A 17927-nucleotide genomic window follows, 5' to 3' on the forward strand; every position below is an offset into this window, starting at 1 on the left:
CGTATCAACGACGGATTTGCGGCAGTGAAAAGGGTCGGCAAATGCCGACCCTTTTGGAGTTACGCAACAGTATGAGAGATAGTTATGCGCCCGCCGGGGCCGCTTCCTTGGCGTCCGGAGCCGGTTCATCCCCGGCCGGAGTGGCGGTTTCATGCTGGCCCTGGAGGAGATTCTGGTGGCCGATGATGATGGCCTCCAGCACATGGGGATCGGCCAGGGCCGTGGTATCGCCCAGATCCTCATAAGTGTCGCCGGCGATTTTGCGCAGCATGCGGCGGATGATTTTGCCCGAGGTGGTCTTGGGCATGGCCTCCACAAACTGGATGTATTCGGGGCTGGCCAGCGCGCCGATGTCGCGTCGCACGGTGTCGCGCAGTTTCTTGCGCAACTCCTCGCTCCAGGGCACCTCGTCGCGGGTGACCACATAGGCGTAGATGGCCTCGCCCTTGAGCCGGTGGGGCATGGGCACCACGGCCGCTTCGCCCACTTCGGGGCAGGCGGCCAGCACGGCTTCGATTTCCGCCGTGGACAGACGGTGGCCCGAGACGTTGATGGAGTCGTCAATACGGCCCAGAATCCAGAAATAACCGTCCGCGTCCACCTGCGCGCCGTCGCCGGACTCGTAGCAGCCGAAGCGCGAGAAGTAGGACTGGTATTTTTCCTCATCGTTGAATACGCCGAGCATCATGCCGGGCCAGGGTTTGCGGATCACCAGATGGCCCGCGCCGGTGGTTTCCTCGCCGTCGCGTCCCGCGCTGCCCATGACGGCGGCGTCGATGCCGGGCAGGGGCTTGCTCGCCGAACCGGGCTTGAGTTTGGTGGCGTAGGGCATGGGACTGATCATGGCTCCGCCGGTTTCGGTCTGCCACCAGGTATCCACAATGGGCAGCTCGCCCGCGCCGATGTGCTTGTGGTACCACTGCCAGGCTTCGGGGTTGATAGGTTCGCCCACTGACCCCAGAATGCGCAGGCTGCGCAGGTCATAGCGCTCTGCCCAGGCTTCGCCCAGGCGCATCAGGGAGCGGATCACCGTAGGCGCGGTATACAGGATGTTGACCCGGAAGTTTTCCACAATGCGCCAGTAGCGGTCGGGCTTGGGCCAGGTGGGCACGCCCTCGAACATCATGGTGGTGGCTCCCAGGGCCAGGGGGCCGTATACGCCGTAGGTGTGGCCGGTGATCCAGCCCATGTCGGCGGTGCACCAGTAGACGTCGTCGTCGCGCATGTCGAAGCACCACTGGGTGGTGTGGGCCGCATAGGTCAGATATCCGCCCGTGGAATGCATGATGCCCGTGGGTTTGCCCGTGCTGCCGCTGGTGTGCAGCAGAAAGAGCGTGTCGTTGGCGTCCATGGGCTCGCAGGGATAGTCGGCATTGAGGGTGAAGTCGTCGATAAGGTCGTGCCACCAGATGTCGCGGTTGGGTTGCATGGTGACATTGTCCAACCCGGCGCGCCGCACTACCACCACATGGGCCACGGAGGGGCATTTTTCCAGAATGGGATCCAGATTGGCCTTGAGCGGCTTGAACTTGCCCGCGCGCACGGTGGCGTCGGCGGTGATCACCACCCTGGCCTTGGAACCCTGGATGCGGCTGCGCACGCCGCCCTCGGCGTATCCGGAGAAAATGGCCGTGTGAATGGCCCCGATGCGCGCGCAGGCCAGCATGGCGATGACCAGTTCCGGAATCATGGGCATGTACAGGGCCACGTGGTCGCCCTTGCGGATATGCAGGGAGCTCAGGGCGTGGGCCATGCGGCAGACTTCGGTGTACAGCATCTGATAGGTGTAACAGCGCACGTCCATTTCATCTTCGCCCTGCCAGATCAGGGCGGCCTTGTTGCGGCGGCCTGAAATCAGATGGCGGTCGATGCAGTTGAAGGAGGCGTTGAGTTTGGCGCCGGTAAACCATCTGTACTTATGCCGTTGCTCGTCGGCATCCAGGACTTTGTCCCAGCGCTTGAACCAATGTATCAACTGAGAGGCGCGAGCCCCCCAGAAGTCGCTGGGGTCTTCCAGTGCGCGGCGGCACAGGGCGTCGTACTCTTCCTGGCCACAGATCCAGGCTGAGGATTTGCCGTGTTCCGGCGGCAGATAGCTGCGCTTCTCGGTCAACAATGTGGTGATGCGTTCCTGGGACATGGTCGCGCCCTCCCTCCTAGTGTGGACGTTATGAAAAAAGTTGGCACACCAGCCATGTTACTGGCGTAAAGGGATTCTCTTTGCGCGTCAAGCACCCGTAATTGTTTGTTCTTTCAGTCATGGCTGTGCAAAATGGCACAAGCGTGAGGCGTAGGCGTTGTTTTTCATAGAGAAATCGTTGGTTGGAGGCGGTGGAGTATAAGGAATTTTTTCACAAAAAGTTGAAAAAATTTTTTATCGGGACGTGCCGGGAGATTCGGCAAGAGCTCCGTATGGCTGAAGAGAGATGGAGCATGGCTTTGTTCCGTCCACATTCCGTCCGTGGAGCAGATTACCTTTGAAACGCTTTGCGTTTCAAAGGGGGCATTCCGGAAAACGCGGTTATCGCTGCTGTCGATCCCCGTATGGCTCCGTTGTCGCCAACGGGGACAGCCCTTCGGGCTGCCTTCGGTCGCTTTGCCGGAATCCACACAGCGTTGCCCTCGATGCCTGTACGCCCTTTGGGCTACAGGCACGGCCCTACGGGCCGCCCGTCGGGTCGGTTTTCGCGGCGCGCCGCACCGTGTGCGGCGTTAGAGCATTTCAACTTTGAAATGCCCTATTGAAAGGTTTGTCCCGCGTACTCAGCGGAAAAGCTGATCAGAGCAATCCACGTTTGAGATGTGCAACATTTCAAACGCAAAATGCTGTGGGAAGCGGATTGGCGTCCGCCGGAGACATCAGGCCCCGTTCCAGCAGGATTTGGACCAGGGGCGTCACGGGCAGGCCCACCACCGTGCTCCACGAGCCTTCCACCCGCTCCACCAGAAAGGCCCCTTGCCCTTGAATGGCATAAGCCCCGGCCTTGTCGTCCGGCTCGTGGGTGCGGGCGTAGGCGGCCAGCACGGATTCGGGCCAGGCGTGGAAGAAAACCCGGCTCACGTCGCTGAACAGTTCGCCGGGGAGGCCGGGCCACCCCTGGGGCAGCAGCAGGCAGACGGCGCTGATGACCTCATGCCCCCGGCCCGCAAGGCGCGTGAGCATGTCCAGAGCATGAGGGGTATCGCGCGGCTTGCCCAGAATGTCGTCGTCCACGGCCACCACCGTGTCCGCCGCCAGAATCAGGCTGCGGGCGCGGGCAGTCGGGGAAAGGCCGCTTTCCACGGCCAGGGCTTTGGCCTGCGCGGCGCGGCGGGTATAGGACGCGGGGTTTTCTCCGGCTTCGGGGCGCGGTTCCACGCCCCGCGGCCGGGCCGTGGCAAAGGGCAGGCCCCATTCCGCCAGAAACTGCCGCCGCCGGGGCGAGGCCGAGGCCAGAATCAGATCCAGATCCGGCGCAAGGCGGAACAGAGGCGTGAATTGGGTCGCGAGTTGAGGGCAAAAGCCCGTTTCCGGCGCGGGCGTGGGGGACTGGACGGCGGACACGGGCTTTACGCTCCGCCCGGCTGATGCCGCAGAACTTCGCGGCCGTGCGTGTCCAGCACGCGAAAGACGCCGTCCTCGCACAGGCCGTAGCTGCGCGGCGAACCGCCCTTGGGCAGGGAAAGGGAACCGGGGTTCCAGAAATGCAGTCCGTCCAGGGTTTCGCCGCGCGGCACATGGGTGTGCCCTCGCAGGATCACCGTGCCCTGGGGCATGCCCGGCAGCGGCGGGCGCTCGGGCAGATGGTGGCCGTGGCTGGCGAAAATGCGCAGGCCGTCGGCGTTGATCCAGGCGTTTTCCGTCACCGGAAAGGGCAGCAGGGCCAGGTCCACCTCGGCGTCGCAATTGCCGCGCACCGCCGTGATGGGGCAGGGCAGAGCGTTGAGGTCGGCCATTTCCTTGAGGACCGTGGGCGTGTTGTAACTTTCGGGCAGGGGGTTGCGCGGACCGTGATAGACCAGGTCCCCCAGGAGCACCAGCAGGTCCGGTTGCAGTTCGCGGGCTTTGCCCAGCAGAAAGCGCAGGCTCTCCAGCGAGCCGTGCAGGTCGGAGGCGATGAGCAGGCGCATCAGTCGCGTTCTCCGGCCCGCTCTCGGGCATGCCCCGCGACTGATTTTTCCCGTGCGCCCTGATCCCACTGCGCGCGGGGCACGGCTTCCTCAATCAGCATGACCGGTATCTCGTCGCGTACCGGATAGACCGTCTGGCAGGCCTGACAGGCGAAGCCTTGGGTCCGCCCGTCCCGCGCCAGGGCTTCCAATGTGCCCAGGCAGCGCGGGCAGGCCAGGATCTGCAATAATTCTTCGGTATTCATGGGCATGGTATTTTCCTTTTGATAAAAACGATCCCCAGCATACCTTGATGCTCCCCAGGCTTCAAGGGGCGGCCGGAGGTCCGGCAGGGCAGACGCATCTAAAAAAACGCGGCCAGTGTATTTCTAATTTAATTATTTAAAATAGTTAATACACGCTACGGAGTTGGGTAAAGCCACCTTTGCTCCGCCGGAGCAAAGCGTAGGCGGATGGCTGGTGCCGGGAGAATCCTAAAAACTAAGATTTTTCGGCGCTGGCAAGGAAAATGGTGCTTTTTGCGCGGAATGTACTCAAGTACATGAGCAGCAAAAAGCGCCAGATGACGCCGCCAGCGCCGAAAAGGCTGGTTTTGACGGATAATCTCGTCAAACAAGAGGTCAGCAAAAGCTGAAATTAGATGCGTCTGCCCTGGGAGGTCCGGCCGCGCTTGCATTTTTCAGGCACTGGCTTACCTTGGAAAGAAGAGATGAATTCCCCCATGAAACTGATCGACCTGCATACTCACACGCTGGCTTCGGACGGCACGGACAGCCCTTCAGCCCTGGTGCAAAAGGCCCATGCCGCTGGTCTGGCCGCCGTGGCCGTTACCGACCACGACACCGTTTCCGGCCTGGACGAGGCCGAGGAAGCCGGGCGTGACCTGGGCATCAAGGTGATCCGGGGCTGTGAACTTTCGACCCATACCGAGTACGGCGAGGTGCACATCCTGGGGCTCTGGCTGCCGCGTGACGCCGCCCCCCTTCAGGATCAGCTCGGCTATCTGCGTCGCAAACGCTGTGAGCGTAACCGGGCTATTGTGGAGAAGCTGCGCGCCCTGGGGCTGGACATCAGCCTGGAAGAGGTGCGCGCCATCGCCAAGGAGAGCGTGGGACGGCCGCACATCGCGGCGGTGCTGGCATCCAAGGGCTATGTGCGCGACGTGGGCGAGGCCTTCCGGGAATATCTCGGCTTTTACGGCAAAGCCTATCTGCCCAAGGAAGTGCTGGAACCCGAAGCGGCCGTGCATCTGCTGGCCGGTCTGGGGGCCACGGTGAGCTTGGCCCACCCCCTCTTGCAGAAATACCCCCTGCCCTGGCTGGAAGGTTTTGTGGAGCATCTGTCCGGTTGCGGGCTCACAGCCATTGAAGCATGGCACAGCGAGCACTCGGACGCGGATACGCGCCTCTGCGTGGAATGGGCCCGGCGTTTCGGCCTGGGCCTCAGCGGCGGTTCGGACTACCACGGCGGCAACAAGCCCGGCATCCGTCTGGGCGTGGGCCGAGGCGGTCTGCGGGTGCCCCTGGATGTGCTGGAAAAGCTGGAGGCGCAACGCCGGGCGCAAGGGCTGCCATGCTAGCATCCGGCGGTCTGCGGCGGAGGCTGCTCCGTCGGTTGTTTTTTCCGTTCTGCTGCCTGCTGGTTCTGGCTTGCGCACAGTTTTGCCCGGCCGGTCCGGCACGCGCTGCCTCGCCCGATCCTGCCGATTCCCCCTCTCTTGAGCGCATGCTCGGCTCCATGCTGATGCTGGGCTTTCGCGGCGCGGAACTCGCGCCGGGCGATCCTTTTCTGGCGGCGGTGCGCTCCGGGAAAGTGGGACATGTGCTGCTTTTTGACCGCGATCTGCCCGGCGGAGGCGAGCGCAACATTCGCTCCCCGGAGCAGCTCCGTCGTCTGACGGCCGTGCTGCGGGCCGCCGCGCCCGGCCCCATGTTCATCGCCGTGGACCAGGAGGGCGGGCGCGTTCGGCGGCTCAAGCCGCGGCAGGGCTTTATGGATCTGCCCTCGGCCCGGCATATGGGGCAGGGCAGCCCGGCGGCCACCGGAGCACTGGCCGCGCGTCTGGGCGCGGAGCTGGCTTCACTGGGCATTTCCGTGGATCTCGCGCCCGTGGCGGACGTGGACAGCAATCCGGACAATCCGGCCATCGGCAGACTGGGGCGCAGTTTCAGCCCGAATCCCCGGCTGGTCGCCGAACACGCCCTGGCCTTCGGGCAGGGGCTGGCTCGCGCCGGAGTCATTCCCGTACTCAAGCACTTTCCCGGCCAGGGCGGCGCGCGGCGCGATTCGCATCTGGGCCTCACCGACATCAGCCGTTGTTGGGACGGCGGCAGCGATCTGCTGCCCTATGCGGAGGCCTTCCGCCGGGGCTGGCCGGGCATGGTCATGGTGGGACATTTGTTCCACGCCGGGCTTGACCCTGAGCATCCGGCCACGCTGTCCACAATGGTGGTCACCGGCCTGCTGCGCCGGGGCCTGGGCTGGCAGGGCGTGGTCATCAGCGATGATATGCAGATGAAGGCCGTTACCGACCACTACGGCCTGGAACAGGCCATTCTGCTGGCCGTGCGGGCCGGAGTGGACATTCTGGTCTTCGGCAACAACCTGCAATGGGACCCCGATCTGCCGGAAAAAGCCCACGCGGCCCTGCGCCGTCTGGTGGACAGCGGCAAGATCACGCCCGAGCGCATCCGGGCTTCCTGGGAGCGTATTGCCGCCCTGCATGCGGCCTATGCGCGTTAAGGAAGCACTGATTAATGGTCTTTTGCTCTCTGCCCGCGTCCGGCTCGCTCCGGGCGAAGGTCGGGGTTGAATATATTCCCTCCGGCCTAAGTTTCCCGTCCTTGGCGGAGAACAAAAATCTTCATTAATCAGTGCTTCCTTAAAAAAATCCGCGTAAAAAGCGGAAGAGGAAGGCCCCAGGGCTTCCCTCTTCCGCTTTTTCAGGTTTACCGGGGTGATGCCTCCGGCAGCCAAGGGGGCGCGGCCCCCTTGGAACCCCATTTTTAAAGTTGGGCTTTAGCGGCGTTGGTTGCCGCAGGCCCCAAGACGTATCTTGTTGTCCCGCTGTTGCCCGGCAGAGGGCCGTCCGTGAGCAGAACCACCTGGCCCGCCAGGCCGCCTCTGGCCGCGTCCTTGTCGCGCGGGCCGTTATCCTTGAGCACGAAGAAGGCGGCGTACATCTTGTCCGCAATCAGGGCGTCGTCTGCCTTGAGCGGCAGCATGGGCGCGTCCAGAGCCGCGATCCACCAGTTGCCGTCGGCCATGGCTGCCTCGGGACTGTAATGCAGCGGGCGCGTGCCCGACGCTCCGCTGCCGCCGTCCAGCAGGGCCATGTCCCGAACCGGCCCGCCGTTGCCCAGAAAGCGCATCTGAAAAGCGGCCAGCTCGCCGTTGCGCACATCCGCCCTGAAGGCATATGCGCCCAACGTTTTGTCCCGCGTTTCGTTGTAGCCCTCGGCGGGCGTCATGGGGCCGGTTTCGGTCACCAGGGCCACCACGCTTTCCGTAGGCTGAATATAGGAACCCCGAGGCGCGTCGGCCAGCGTTTTGGAGCCGGGCGCAAAGCCGTAGACCGGCGTGTCGCCCACGATGGTCGTCATCACCCGCATCTCCGCCAGGCTCTGCGGCCGGGCGGCGGCCACGGCCAGCGGGTCTTCGGCCAGAATGGTGAAGTCCGCCAGCTTGCCGGGAGCTATGGAGCCGATCCGGTCGCTGAGCTTGTTCTGCCAGGCGGGCATGAGGGTGACCGCATGCAGAGCCTGCAGGGCGTTGACCCGGTGGTCATAGTTCCAGAAGGCGAAGGTGGTTTTGTCGCCGGTTTCCTCGGGATCGCGCGGCGGGAAGAGCGCCTTGGCCCCGAGATCGTGCCCCTGGCCGCTGAGCAGGGTGCCGCCCTCGTAAATGGCGGAATGGGCGCTGGTGCGCGTGACCGCGGATTGCAGGCTGCGCAGCGGCGAAATGGGCGTGATGTAGGTGTCGTTGTGGAAGCTGAACGGCTGGTTGTAAGCCACGCTCCAACCCACGGGGCTCATGTTCCGGGCCCGGCCCGGCCCGAAGAAGATCTGGTTGTGGCGGTCGCCCCAGAAATAGGTATGGGTCACAAAATAGGAATTGAAGAAGTGCTGATCGCGCATCAGGCGGCTCAACTGCCCGATGTCCCTGGCCCCCACTTCCGCCGGGGAAAGCCTGCCGTCCTTGAACGCGCCGGTCAGCTCCGTGTACATGGGGCCTGTGCCCGTCAGATCCTGATAGTTGCCGGTCAGACGCTGGATGTGCTGCAACTCCATGGTCTGGGCGTGGATGGACGTGTCGCGGGTGTCCCTGACCTCGGGATGCCGGACCACAGCTTTTTCCAGGGCCGTGACCCAGCGCTCGGCGGCGGCGCTGCCGTTGGTATGCGTCTGAGTGCTCTGGCCGTTGCCGTGGTACATGGCGATCAGCGTTTCCAGAGCCGCCGGGGGCATGTTGTCCGTGCCCACGGCTCCGTTGAAGAAACCGGCCTGATTGAAGCTGTCCGCCGCCGTGTACTTGCCCCAGCGGTAGAAGCCGGGCTTTTTCATCCAGGCGGTATAGCCCTGGGGCGAGCCGTCAAAAGTGAACTTCCAGGCGCCGAGGAAGAGCCGGTTGTCCGCCGACAGCCCAGCAGGCGGCGCGACAGTGCCTTTGGCCGCCGCTGCGGGAGAGCCGTCGGCGTCCTTGTCCGCCGCGTAGGCGGGCATGGACAGCCGGGTGATGTCGCTGCCGCCGGCCACGGCCTTGCGGCCGTCGGCAAAGGGGACGTTGTTTTCGGTCATGACCGCTGTTTCGGCCCCGGCCAGCGAGAGCCCGGCGCTGGACCAGCCCAGGGCCGCGCGATTGATCCAGCCCGCGCTGTCCACGGTTTTGCCCGAGGCCAGGGTGGTGGGATAATAGCCCAGAGGATGCAGTACCACGCGCAGGTTCAGATTGTTGCGCAGAATGCCGTTCTGCATCTTGGGCAGCTCCGTGAGCATGCGGATATTGGAGCAGTCCGCCGTGGTCACGCCCGCCGCCGCGTAAACCTCATTGGCGCGGGCCAGGCCGCGTTGGGCCGCCTCGGGCCCGGCGGGCGGGAAGTGGCGGCTGACCACCTGCATGGCGCGGGGTTCGGTGAGCTTGCCGCTCCGCTCGTCCACGCCCACGGTGCTGAGCTCGTCCCTGGAGGCTTTGGCCAGGGCGGCGGAGTTGACCACCGCCATATGCCCGGAGACATGCCGCACAAAGACGGGATTGCGCGGGCAGGCCGCGTCCAGATCGGCCCTGGTGGGGTGGCGCATTTCCGTGACCAGGGTGTCGTCGTAACCCCAGCCCAGCACCCAGGCGTCCTTGCCCGCGCTTTGGCAACGCCGGGCCAGGGCTTTCTTGTAATCCTCAATGGAGCGCATTTCGCCCAGGGGGAAGCTGTTCAGATTGACCTGAAAGAGGTCATAGCCGCCCTGGAGCGGGAAGTGGCCGTGCCCGTCGATAAGGCCGGGCAGCATGGTTTTGCCGCGCAGGTCCACAATGCGGGCCGCGTTGGCGAAGAGACCCTGTTGCCGCGCCGTGGCGGCGGACCCGGCAAAGATTATTTTGCCGTCCCTGGTGGCGACGACTTCCACTGTGTTGGCTTTGCGCGGGTCTTTGGCTTCGCGCATGCTCTCGGTGAGAGTGTAGATTTTGCCGTTGTGGTAGAGCGTGTCCACTGTGGCGGCGGCCAGGGGCCGCGCGCCCCAGCCCGCCCCCAGTATCATGACCAGTGCCAGGATTGGCGTGGCGAGCCTTTTGTACAGACGGATAAGGCCGTGTTCGCGCATCGTCGCTCCCCTTTGCAGTGTGATCCGGCGTTTCCCGGGATTGCCGTACTCCCTCTGCACCCAAGGCAAAGCAGCTTTGAAAAGTTATTTTGCTCCGGATGCCTCTATGCAACACCTTGCATCCCCGCACCGGCTTGTCAAGCATGCCGTGCCGCGCCTGTTGACGATGGGTTTTTCCGGCCCTATCGTGAAAAACAGCGAGAAGAGGAGCGCAATCCCATGCCTCATTTTTTATATCTTTCCGATGTGTTCTGCCCGTGGTGCTACGGCTTCGCACCCGTCATGCAGCGCCTTGCCGCCGAACATCCCGAACTGCCGGTACGGGTGCTCGGCGGGGATCTGATGGACGAGCCCACGACTCTGGCGGAAATGAAAGCCCATTCTCCGAACATCCGGGATTTTTTCATCCGCCTGGCGAAAACCACCGCTCGGCCGGTGGACGGTTTTCTGGCGACCCTGGACGCGGAACGGCCCTTGCGCATGTATTCGCCGGACATGGCAGTGCTGCTGGCGGCCCTGAAGCGGCTTGCGCCGGGGCATGAGCTGGCCCAGATAGAGATCTTGCAGCAGATCCTCTACGGCGCGGGCCGGGACGTGTTTTCCGCCGAGGTGCGCGAGGAAATGGCGACCCGCTGGCAGGTGGACCCCATCCGACTGGAGCGCGCCCTGGCTGATCCCGCCGTGCGGGAAGAAGCCGGAAAAGAAACGCGCGAAGCCGCCGCCCTGATGGGCGAGTTCAAGCTCTATCCCACGCTCTATCTGGTGAAAGGCGACGAGCGCCGCCTGCTGGCTCGGGGCTATGCCTCCTACGCCTCGGTGTCCGCCCGGCTGGCGGCGGCGCTGAGCGGCAACAGCGACGGTTTCGCCTCGGGCGGGGCCTGCTCCCTGGACGGAGCCTGTGACGCATAACGGGACGCGCGCGGATTGCCCGGCATGGCGGCAAGGCGCAAGGAGTACATCCGGATGAAAAACAACGAGCAGTTTGAATTCAAAAAACTGGATGCCGACGACTTCGAGGAATTTGAAGCCCTGCTGCGCTATGCTTTTCAGGTCAGTTCTTATGAAATGTCGCGGATCGGCTGGTCGGACAAGGAGATGAAGCAGTCCAAAAAGCCGATTTTCGACGCCTCCTACGTGCTGGGCTGGTTCTACAAGGGGCATCTGGCTTCGCAGATCGTGGTCTATTCCATGGAAGTCAACATCCGGGACCGGATCTGCAAGATGGGCGGCGTCACCGGCGTGGCCACCTACCCGGAGTATACGGGCCGTGGCCTGGTGCATTCCCTGATCAAGAAAAGCCTGGAGCACATGCGCCGGGAGCAGCAGTATATTTCTTTTCTCTGCCCGTACTCCATTCCCTTTTACCGCAAGCAGGGCTGGGAGATCGTGGCGGACAAGATGACCTTTTCCATCAGGGACACCCAGCTGCCCAAGCACCATGTCGTGCCGGGCCAGATCGAGCGCGTGCCCGTGGAGCATGAGGATATTCGCCGGGTCTACAAGTATTTCGCCCTGCAACAGCACGGCGCGCTGATCAGGGGCGATCTGGAATGGGAGGAATACTGGCGCTGGGAATCCGACGACATCATGGCCGCCGTGTATTACACCGCTGAAGAAAAGCCCCTGGGCTACGTTATTTACTACATTGAGAATGAGGTCTTTCAGATCAAGGAAATGATCTGGCTGACCCAGGAGGCCAAGTACGGCATCTGGAATTACATCAGCGCGCACTTTTCCATGATCACCAAGGTGGAGGGAGCCAACTACACAGGCGAATCCATTGCCTTTCAGTTCGAGGACAGTGAAATCGACGAAACCATCAAGCCCAATGTCATGGCCCGCATCGTGGATGTGCAGCGTTTCTTTGAGGAATATTCCTTCCAGTTCGAGGACGAGAAACTTAAGCTCTACTTCCGGATCAGCGATCCGGCCGCGGAATGGAACAACGGCATCTTCCATGTCACCTGGAAGGACGGCAAGACCTTCTGCGAAAAGGTGGACAGCCACGGCGCGGCTCCGCTCATCGAAATGGACATCCAGACGCTGACCACCATGCTTATGGGCTACAAGCGGCCCACCTATCTGTACAATAATGACCGTATTCGCATGGACTACTATCTGCTGCCCACCTTGGAGAGCCTGATCCCGCCGGAGAAGCCGTATTTTTCGGATTACTTTTGATCCGGGACGGGCAGGGGGTGGAGCGCCTCATGGAGAAGAACTTCCAGAGCGTGATTGTTGCCTTGAAAAGCCAGGATTGACGCTTCAGTCCACAGAGCGGGGGTAACGGCGGTCAGGTCGAAGGCATGGCCGCAATCCTCGGCCAGCAACAGCGCAATAGCCCGGATGGTACGACCGTTGCCTTCACGGAAAGGATGCACGGCATTGAGCTCCGAGATCATCTCCGCCAGCGCCGCGGTGAAACGGTCGACAGGCGCTGTACGCATCCCGGCTACATACTGCGGTTGCGCAAAGCGGCTTGCGCCCTTTGCCATGGGGATGGTTCTGAATTCCCCGGCCCAGCCCCATAAACATCTTGGAAAAGATGCTTATGAATGGCCTTGAGGTGTGCGACATCATAGTGCCCGGTAGGGAGCGACAGCGAACGCCACGCCACCGCGTTACGTTCAAATGCGGCTAATTGCTCCGCCTCGTCGAGGCCGGGAATGTTTTTAAGGACGGCGCTTCCCGGCAGGATATAGGGATCAGGCGCGACCGCATACCTGTGCATCGGCAATGCCCAGAGTTTTTTTTAGCACAGCGATTCCTTCATCCGGGGCCAGCCCGTCGCGTATCATACGTTCCAGGCGGGCGGCCTCGGCTTTGGAAAGGGGCTCGCTTTCCAGCAATTGTGAATGCACGGCAAAGGCCAGCATGCGCATTCGCCTTTGCAGCGCGCTCGTATCATTTTTCTGCATAATTGTTCCGCGCTACGTCGCCTATCTGATTGCGAAAATTTCGAGCATAGTTATACTCCCGATTTTCGCAGGATCGTCAGCGAAAAAACGTGGTTTTTCGCTGACGCACGGCGGCTACGCCACCGCAAAATCCTACAGGTTTTGTGTGTCTACTTTGAAAAAGTAGGCACTACTTGTCCTGGCCGCAACACTTCTTGTATTTCTTGCCGCTGCCGCAGGGGCAGGGATCGTTGCGACCCACGCGCGGTCCGGCCTTGGCCGGTTTGTTCTTGGCGGACTGGGCCTCGGATTCGCCGCCGCCGGAGTAGGACAGCTCGCCCGCCGATTCTTCGCGGTGGCGGAATTCCCGTGCCAGGGCTTCCCTTTCCGCCTCGGCGCGGGCCTGTTCCTCTTCCGGGCTGACCCGCTGCACGCGCACGCGGGTCAGGGCGCGGAACACGCTCTCACGGATTTGGAAGAGCATTTCCTGGAACATTTCAAAGCCTTCACGCTTGTACTCCAGCTTGGGGTCGCGCTGGCCGTAGCCGCGCAGGCCGATGCCGTCGCGCAGGGCGTCCATGTTGCGCAGATGTTCCTTCCAGCAGCGGTCCAGCTCTTCCAGCAGGAAGTAGCGCTGAATGTCCTTGTAGCTTTCGGCGGCATCGGTCCGCAGCTCGTCCAGAATGCCGCGTATCAGCTTTTCGCACTCTTCCCGCTCGGGCAGGGGAGCGTTTTCGGGCAGCACGCGATCCAGATTGAAGACTTCACGCAGGCGGGCCATGATGGTCTTGCGCGTATCGGCCAGGTCGTCGGGCGCGGCGTTGTCCAGCGGGCCGTAGGCGTCGTCCAGCACGTCGCTCAGGAACTCGTTGAGCACCGGGTCCAGGTCGTTCTCGACCATGAATTCACGGCGCAGGGTGTAGATGACCTCGCGCTGCTGGTTCATGACGTTGTCGTAATCCAGCAGGGTTTTGCGGATCTCGAAGTGGTGGGCTTCCACCCGCTTCTGGGCCCCTTCCACGGCGCGGGTGACCATGGCGTTTTCAATGGCTTCGCCGTCGCGCAGGCCCAGCTTTTCCATGAGGCCCTTGATCCGGTCGGAACCGAACAGGCGCATCAGGTCGTCTTCCAGCGAAAGGTAGAAGCGGGAGGAACCGGGGTCGCCCTGGCGGCCCGAACGGCCGCGCAACTGGTTGTCGATGCGGCGGCTTTCATGGCGCTCGGTGCCCAGAATGTGCAGGCCGCCCAGGTCCACCACGCCGTCGCCCAGCACGATGTCCGTGCCGCGTCCGGCCATGTTGGTGGCAATGGTCACCTTGCCCTTCTGGCCGGCCTGGGCCACGATTTCGGCTTCCTTCTCGTGCTGTTTGGCGTTGAGCACGTTGTGCGGAATGCCCAGTTTGGTCAGGCGCTGGGAGAGCATTTCCGAGGTTTCAATGGAAATGGTGCCCACCAGCACGGGCTGTTCCTTCTGGTGCAGCTCGGCGATGGCCTCCACAATGGCGTCGAATTTTTCCTTGCGGCTGCGGAAGATCAGGTCCGGGTGGTCCCTGCGGACCATGGGCTTGTTGGGCGGGATGGAAATGACTTCCAGGTTGTAGATCTGCTGGAATTCCACGGCTTCGGTGTCGGCCGTGCCGGTCATGCCCGAAAGTTTGTCGTAGAGGCGGAAATAGTTCTGGAAGGTGATGGAGGCCAGAGTCTGGTTTTCCGCCGCGACGGTTACGTGCTCCTTGGCTTCCAAGGCTTGGTGCAGGCCGTCGGAATAGCGGCGTCCGGCCATGAGGCGGCCGGTGAACTCGTCCACGATGACCACCTGATCGTCCTGCACGATGTAGTCCACGTCACGCTTGAAGACCTGATGGGCCTTGAGGGATTGCAGAACGTGGTGCTGGGCTGTGATGTTGGCCGGGTCAAAGAGGTTGTCCAGTTTGAGCAGTTCTTCGCAGCGTAGCACGCCCGCGTCCGTGAGCATGGCCGTGCGGGCTTTTTCGTCAATGGTGAAATGTTCGGGCGTGAGTTGGCGCACGATGTCGTCCACCGTGCGGTACATGCCCACGGATTCCTCGGACGCGCCGGAAATGATCAGCGGCGTGCGGGCTTCGTCGATGAGGATGGAGTCCACTTCGTCCACGATGGCGAAGTTGTGGCCGCGCTGCACGAGCTGCTCGGCGTAAAACTTCATATTGTCGCGCAGGTAGTCGAATCCGAATTCGTTGTTGGTACCGTAGGTGATGTCCGCGTTATAGGCGGTTTTACGCTCGTCGTCGTCCAGGCCGTGCACGATGACGCCCGTGCTCAGGCCCAGGAAGGAGTAAAGTTTGCCCATCCAGGCCGCATCGCGCGAGGCCAGGTAGTCGTTGACCGTGACCACGTGCACGCCCTTGCCGGACAGCGCATTGAGCACCACGGCCAGGGTGGCGACCAGGGTTTTGCCTTCGCCGGTCTTCATCTCGGCGATCTTGCCCTTGTGCAGGACCATGCCGCCGACGAGCTGCACGTCGTAATGGCGCATGCCCAGCACGCGGCGCGAGGCCTCGCGCACCAGGGCGAAGACTTCGGGCAGCAGGCTGTCCAGGTTTTTGCCGCCTTCCTGCACTTCTTCCTTATACCGTGCGATGCGGGCGGCGAAGTCCGCGTCGTCCAATTGCTGCATTTCGGGTTCCAGGGCATTGATACGCTGCACCTGGGGGCGGAGACGGCGCAGATACCGTTCGTTCTTGCTGCCGAATATTTTTTTGAAAAGAAAGCCGAACATGGATGCTCCTCTGCTTCACACGGGCGGGCCGTTCGCGGCACCGACGAATTACGGGTCAGGCTTGAGTGGACGGCAGGGCGCTCACACTGCCGTGGTATCTCCTAAAAATAAGTCATTATGTTATACTTGGCAATGCAAGGCGGGGCATCTTTCGGGCATTTATGCGGCACGGGAAGCCCCCGGCGTCGAGCGGCGCGGGCCGCAAGCCTTTTACGGCGAGCTGTTTCGGGAAATACGGCACGGTCCGACTTTTTGGGCAGCGGACTGCTTCGAAAAAAAGGAAGCCGGGCCCGCCATGACGCCCGGCTTATATGTGCGGCGCGCCCCGTTGTCCGTCGGGGCGCGCCGGGGAAGAGGCGCGTACTGTCCAAACGCGCCCGCGCGGCCGGGGAGGGGATGCGTGCCCCGGCCGCAACAGTGTTGTTACGCTTCTTTCAATTCCTGGATCAGATTGGTCAGGCCCTGGGCCTGGGCGGCCAGGTCGGACACGGCCTTGGCGGCTTCGGCCATAGCCTCGGCGGTCTGGCGGGACATGTCGTTGACCTGGACGATGGACTGGTTGATCTCCTCGCTGGCGGCGGACTGTTCCTCGCTGGCCGTGGCAATGGCATTGACCTGGTCCGCCGTGGCTTCCACGGTGGCGACGATTTCTTCCAGAGCCGCGCCGGATTGGCTGGCGAGCTCCGTGGCTTCGCCGATGCGTTCCACGGCGTTGTCCACGCCGGTCATGCTCTTTGCCGTGCTTTCCTGGATGGCCTTGATGGCGTTGCCCACGTCGTTGGTGGAAGCCATGGTCTTTTCGGCCAGCTTGCGCACTTCGTCGGCTACCACGGCGAAGCCTCGCCCGGCCTCGCCCGCGCGGGCGGCCTCAATAGCGGCATTCAGGGCCAGGAGGTTGGTCTGGTCCGCGATGTCCGAGATCACGCCCATGATCCTGGTGATGTCCTGGGCGTGTTCGTTGAGCTGGGCCATGTCCTCCTTGAGCTCCAGGGACATTTGATGAACCTGCTCGATACTGTGCACGGCCTTTTCCACCACCTGGGACCCGGCCTCGGCCTTCTGCTTGGTTTCGGCGGAGGCGGCCGAAGCTGAACCGGCGTTCTTGGCGACTTCCTGGACCGTGGCGTTCATTTCGTTCATGGCCGTGGCCGCCTCGGACAGGCGCTGGGCGGACTCGGCCGCGCCCCGGTCGGACTGCTCGATCTGGGCTGAAAGTTCGGTGGAGGCGGAAGAGACCACGCTGCCCACCTGTTCCAGCTTGTCGGCGGCCACCAGCATGGCCTCGGTTTTGGCCTGGGCTTCCCTGCTCGCGGCTTCGGCCTGGGCCATGGCTTCCTGGGCTTTGGCGGATTGCTCCCTGGCGTTCTCCGACTCGCGCTGGGCGTTTTCAATATTTTGTTTCAGGGCGTTGACCATTTCCACAATGGCCCCATAGACGCCCAATTTTTTGCCGCCGTCATCCACATTGTAGTCGCCGTCCACCACACGCCGGGCAATGGCGTTGAGTTCGCCGGGGTCTTTGCCCAACTGGCGCACGGTGTTGCGCACGATCAGGATAGTCAGAACCACGGCGATCAGAATAGCCAGCACGGTCAGGGCGGTGCCGATCATATTACTGTTTTCGTACATAGCGTCGCCTTGGGCGCTCATGGCTTCGGCGTTGTTTTTGGCCGCAACCGAAAGGGCATTGAGCTTGTCGCTCAGTTCGCGGTAGACCGTCTCCGAATCGCCCAACATCAGGGCTTTCGCCTTGTCCATATCACCTTGGCGGGAGATGCTCCGCAGGGTTTTGGAAATATCAAAAAAGCTCTTTTGCTCCGCATTGACCTCTGCCAGAGCTTTTTTGACGGCTTCCATTTTTACGCGGTCAGCCAGTTCGGAGAGATAGGAATCAATTTTTCCCTTCCAGTCCGCCATTGCTTTTTCATTTCGCTCCCTATAGGCCGGGTCTGGATTGAGAATGTAGCGGGTTTCCGCGATGCGGTATTCCGAGATGTCATTGTTCAGCTTGCCCGCCAGATCAATGACCGGAATATTCCGTCCCGCCAGGATGGTGGACATCTGATTGACGCTCTTCATCTGCACCAGCAGATAGACCGCCAGAATGGCGATCAGTATGGTCAACGCGCCCATGCTGGAAGAAATCTTTGTAGACAGTTTCATCAGAATCTCCTCGTTATTGAAGTATACGTATGCCCCGTCATTGGCCCGGTACGCTCCATTGAACGCGCCGGCATCCGTAAATACAAAAAGGGTTGCATTCCCCAGCGCAGGAGAAATGCAACCCTTTAAGAATTATATGAAAAAAGATCCGCTACGTTCTGCGGTTCAGTCTCTCTCTCTCTCTCT

Annotated in this window: 12 protein-coding genes and 1 pseudogene; 4 read left to right on the top strand and 9 right to left on the bottom strand. The window is 62.1% G+C overall.

Going from position 1 to position 17927, the window contains the following annotated elements; translation table 11 throughout:
* Positions 1–82: 82 nt before the first annotated feature.
* The 4 genes from acs to HMPREF1022_RS03625 all read right to left on the bottom strand — a co-directional run bounded on the left by acs (position 83) and on the right by HMPREF1022_RS03625 (position 4361).
* Positions 83–2140, bottom strand: a complete 2058-nt coding sequence (gene acs, locus HMPREF1022_RS03610) for an acetate--CoA ligase (protein WP_008685930.1) — start codon at positions 2138–2140, stop codon at positions 83–85.
* 672 nt (positions 2141–2812) lie between these two features.
* Positions 2813–3469: a Maf family nucleotide pyrophosphatase gene (locus tag HMPREF1022_RS03615; protein WP_198005331.1), complete on the bottom strand. Its 657-nt coding sequence runs from the start codon at positions 3467–3469 to the stop codon at positions 2813–2815.
* A gap of 80 nt (positions 3470–3549) precedes the next feature.
* Positions 3550–4110 carry a phosphodiesterase gene (gene yfcE / locus HMPREF1022_RS03620; RefSeq protein WP_009301929.1) on the bottom strand — a complete coding sequence of 187 codons (561 nt, stop codon included), beginning with the start codon at positions 4108–4110 and terminating at the stop codon, positions 3550–3552.
* Complete coding sequence (locus HMPREF1022_RS03625) at positions 4110–4361, bottom strand: Trm112 family protein (protein WP_009301931.1); 252 nt, start codon at positions 4359–4361, stop codon at positions 4110–4112. The genes yfcE and HMPREF1022_RS03625 overlap by 1 nt, the downstream gene beginning before the upstream one ends.
* A gap of 470 nt (positions 4362–4831) precedes the next feature.
* On the opposite strand from HMPREF1022_RS03625, the gene HMPREF1022_RS03630 reads away from it, so the two are divergent.
* Entirely contained in the window at positions 4832–5689 is an 858-nt protein-coding gene (locus tag HMPREF1022_RS03630) for a PHP domain-containing protein (RefSeq protein WP_035060767.1), read from the top strand.
* Between the two features lie 146 nt (positions 5690–5835).
* Positions 5836–6852, top strand: coding sequence for a glycoside hydrolase family 3 N-terminal domain-containing protein (locus HMPREF1022_RS03635; RefSeq protein ID WP_232221543.1), 1017 nt, complete (start codon positions 5836–5838; stop codon positions 6850–6852).
* 263 nt (positions 6853–7115) lie between these two features.
* Here HMPREF1022_RS03635 and HMPREF1022_RS03640 read toward each other — a convergent pair whose 3' ends face one another.
* The gene (locus HMPREF1022_RS03640) at positions 7116–9923 is read right to left on the bottom strand and encodes an amidohydrolase (RefSeq protein WP_009301937.1); all 2808 of its coding nucleotides are present in this window, start codon (positions 9921–9923) and stop codon (positions 7116–7118) included.
* A 219-nt stretch (positions 9924–10142) separates the two neighbouring features.
* Here HMPREF1022_RS03640 and HMPREF1022_RS03645 point away from each other — a divergent pair, with 219 nt between their 5' ends.
* Positions 10143–10832 (top strand): DsbA family protein, encoded by a 690-nt coding sequence (locus HMPREF1022_RS03645; protein ID WP_008685923.1) that lies wholly within the window; start codon positions 10143–10145, stop codon positions 10830–10832.
* 54 nt (positions 10833–10886) lie between these two features.
* Positions 10887–12104 carry a GNAT family N-acetyltransferase gene (locus tag HMPREF1022_RS03650; protein WP_009301939.1) on the top strand — a complete coding sequence of 406 codons (1218 nt, stop codon included), beginning with the start codon at positions 10887–10889 and terminating at the stop codon, positions 12102–12104.
* Here HMPREF1022_RS03650 and HMPREF1022_RS16470 read toward each other — a convergent pair.
* From HMPREF1022_RS16470 to HMPREF1022_RS03670, 4 genes and pseudogenes are all read right to left on the bottom strand, one after another.
* Positions 12095–12427: pseudogene (locus HMPREF1022_RS16470) on the bottom strand (Fic family protein); the annotation flags it as partial. The gene HMPREF1022_RS03650 and the pseudogene HMPREF1022_RS16470 overlap by 10 nt on opposite strands.
* A 201-nt stretch (positions 12428–12628) precedes the next feature.
* On the bottom strand, positions 12629–12841 hold the full coding sequence (locus tag HMPREF1022_RS03660) for a hypothetical protein (RefSeq protein ID WP_009301943.1): 213 nt from the start codon (positions 12839–12841) through the stop codon (positions 12629–12631).
* Between the two features lie 169 nt (positions 12842–13010).
* Complete coding sequence (gene secA / locus HMPREF1022_RS03665; RefSeq protein ID WP_009301945.1) at positions 13011–15578, bottom strand: preprotein translocase subunit SecA; 2568 nt, start codon at positions 15576–15578, stop codon at positions 13011–13013.
* Positions 15579–16001: 423 nt separating this feature from the next.
* Positions 16002–17741: a methyl-accepting chemotaxis protein gene (locus HMPREF1022_RS03670; protein ID WP_009301946.1), complete on the bottom strand. Its 1740-nt coding sequence runs from the start codon at positions 17739–17741 to the stop codon at positions 16002–16004.
* Positions 17742–17927: the final 186 nt, after the last annotated feature.

The sequence above is a fragment of the Desulfovibrio sp. 6_1_46AFAA genome (assembly GCF_000224635.1).
In the GTDB taxonomy this organism is placed as follows: Bacteria; Desulfobacterota; Desulfovibrionia; order Desulfovibrionales; family Desulfovibrionaceae; genus Desulfovibrio; species Desulfovibrio fairfieldensis.